We start from the raw sequence: 2,504 nt of genomic DNA on the forward strand, positions 1-2,504 counted from the left end.
CCCGCCCCCTTCGCCGCCCCCTTCGCCGCGCCCGCCGCGCGCGGCCGTCGTCGCCTCCCGCGCGCCGGCTCCTTCAGCGTTGGCGTCGCCGAACCCGGCGGTGCGAGCGAGCGCACCACCCGCCTGCTCTACCGCGCGATCGGCATTGGCGGCCTGTTCTTCGCGATCATGAGCGTGCCGCCCTTCCTCTCGCAGGTGCACCGGCCGCACATCAACGCCGCGGTCGCCGCGTGGATCCTGGTCGTCGGCATCCCGGTCGTGGTCGCCGTGCTCGCCCAGCGCGCGCCGCTGAAACTGCTGCGCACCCTCAGCATCGTCGAGGCCGTGACCTACCTGTTCGTGCTCGGATTCTGGATGCTCGTGCGCGCCGCCCCGCTCGGCAGCAGCAACGACACCCCGTGGATCCTCTCCCTCGCCGGGATCGCCGTGGTGATCGTGGCGATCGGCTCGCGCAGCAGCGTGGCCTGGGCGTATACGATCACCGCCTGCGTGATGAGCGGCATCGTGCGCGGCTTCACCACCAACGAGCCGCGCGGTGTGCTCGTCGGTGTCGAAAGTGGCCTCTACCTGCTGCTTCTGATGAGCATCTTCGTCGGCCTGACGATGGCGACCCGGCGCCGGGCGATCAGCATCGACCTCGCCGCCCAGGCGGTGCGGCAGGTCGAATCCGCCCGGGTCGCCGAGATCGCCCGCAAACGCGAACGCCTCACCATCGACGCGCTCGTGCACGACAGCGTGCTCTCCACCCTGCTGATCGCGGGCCTCGGCCGCGCCGAACGGGCCGCCATCTCGAGGCAGGCGCAGGCGAGCCTCGCCGAGCTCGACGCCCTGCGCCACCAGTCCGGCCCGGTCACCGTGTCCGGCGCCGAGTTCGCCGACCGCCTCGTGGTGCTCGTCACCGACCTGGCCCCCGGCGCCACGCTGCGGGTTGCCCTGCCCGACACCATGACCCTGCCGACGGATGCCGCCACCGCCCTCCTCGGCGCCGTCGGCGAGGCTCTGCGCAACTCCATGGCCAGTGCGGGCGGCCCGATGCGGGCATCCGTCGCCCGCCGGGTTGAACTGACCGCGCTGGGCGGCTCGGGTGTGGGCAGTGTCGGTTCGGGCGGTGGGGTTTCGGGCGGCGGGCGTTTGGGCAGTGTCGGGTCAGGCGGCGGGGATTCGGGCAGCGGTGATGCAGGCGGCCTGCGGCTGATCGTGCACGACGACGGGGTCGGCTTCAACCGGCAGGCCGTCGCCGCCGGCCGCCTCGGCGTCGCCCAGAGCATCCTCGGACGCATGCATGCCCTCCCCGGCGGCCACGCCGCCGTGCGGTCCAGGCCCGGCCACGGCACCACCGTGACCCTGGCCTACGAGCCGAAGCCGGCGGCATCCGTCTGCCCCACCGAGGTCGCCCCCGAGTCGGAGCCCGCCGCACCCGCCTGCCCCGCCGCGTCCATCGCCGAGTCGGGGCCCGCCGCACCCGCCTGCCCCGCCGACGCCACTCCCGAGCTCGAGCCCGAGGCAGCGAATGCCCCCTTCCGGCCCGCTGCGCCCCTCACCCCGCCGGCCGCCCCGCCGAGTCGCGGACTTCGTGCCTTGGGTGCGCCCGGGAAGGCACGATCTCCGCAACTCGACCCGCCGGCATCCGTCGCCGTGCCCGGCAACACCCTCGCCCCCACCCTTCCGTTCGCCGGGCTCCTTGGGCTGTCGCCGACCATGACCCGCACCATGCTGGTCTTCTTCGTGCTGCTTCACCTGCTCGCGGCGGTGTCGAACGCGCAGTCGTGGCGCAGCCTGACCCTCGAGCTGATCACCTTTCTGATGGTGTCGTTCGCAGCGGTCTGGATCAGCCGGCCCGCGCGGGATCCCCTCCCGCTCGTGCGCACCGGCCTGATCCTCGCGGTCTGCACGGTCGCGTCGACGTTCGTGTTTCTGCGGGCGGCGCCGGTCACGCCGGTGCACACGTCGGCGTTCTGGAATCTCGGCGCGATCATCGTGATCCTGCTCGTGCTCGTCGGCCGCGGGCGCCCGGTCTGGGCCTGGACGACCTACTTCGCACTCCTCACCATCGCGGAAATCTGGGCGATCACCGGGGGCCTGTCGCCCTACGCCGGGCTGTCGCTGCTGATCCAGCACGCCGGCCTGCTCGCCGCCGGCTCGTTTTTCATCTTTCAGCTGCGCCGCCTCGCCGCCGCCCTCGGCGGAGTGACCCGGGACCGCCTCGCCTTCGCCGCCGCGGAAGCCACCCTCACCGCCGCGGTCGAGGAACGCGAGGCCCAGTTCACCCGCGTCAACGCCCTGGCCCGCGGGGTGCTCGAACGCATCGCCGGATCCCGCCCCTTCTCCGACGTCGACCGGGCCGAGTTCCTCGCCGTCGAGGCCACCCTGCGCGACGCCGTGCGCGGCCGCTGCCTCTTCGTCGAGCCCGTCATCACGGCCGCCCGCGCCGCCCGCGCCCGCGGAGTCGAGGTCACCCTGCTCGACGACCGCGGCGACGCCCCGGCCGCCGAGCCCGCCCCGGC

Annotated in this window: 1 protein-coding gene; it reads left to right on the forward strand. The window is 73.7% G+C overall.

Annotated features, from left to right (window positions below; translation table 11 throughout):
- Positions 1 to 2,504, forward strand: a 2,504-nt coding sequence (locus D6T64_RS22355; protein WP_119970246.1) for a sensor histidine kinase, incomplete at both ends; no start/stop codon positions are given.

It is taken from the genome of Cryobacterium melibiosiphilum, from assembly GCF_003602235.1.
In the GTDB taxonomy this organism is placed as follows: domain Bacteria; phylum Actinomycetota; class Actinomycetes; order Actinomycetales; family Microbacteriaceae; genus Cryobacterium; species Cryobacterium melibiosiphilum.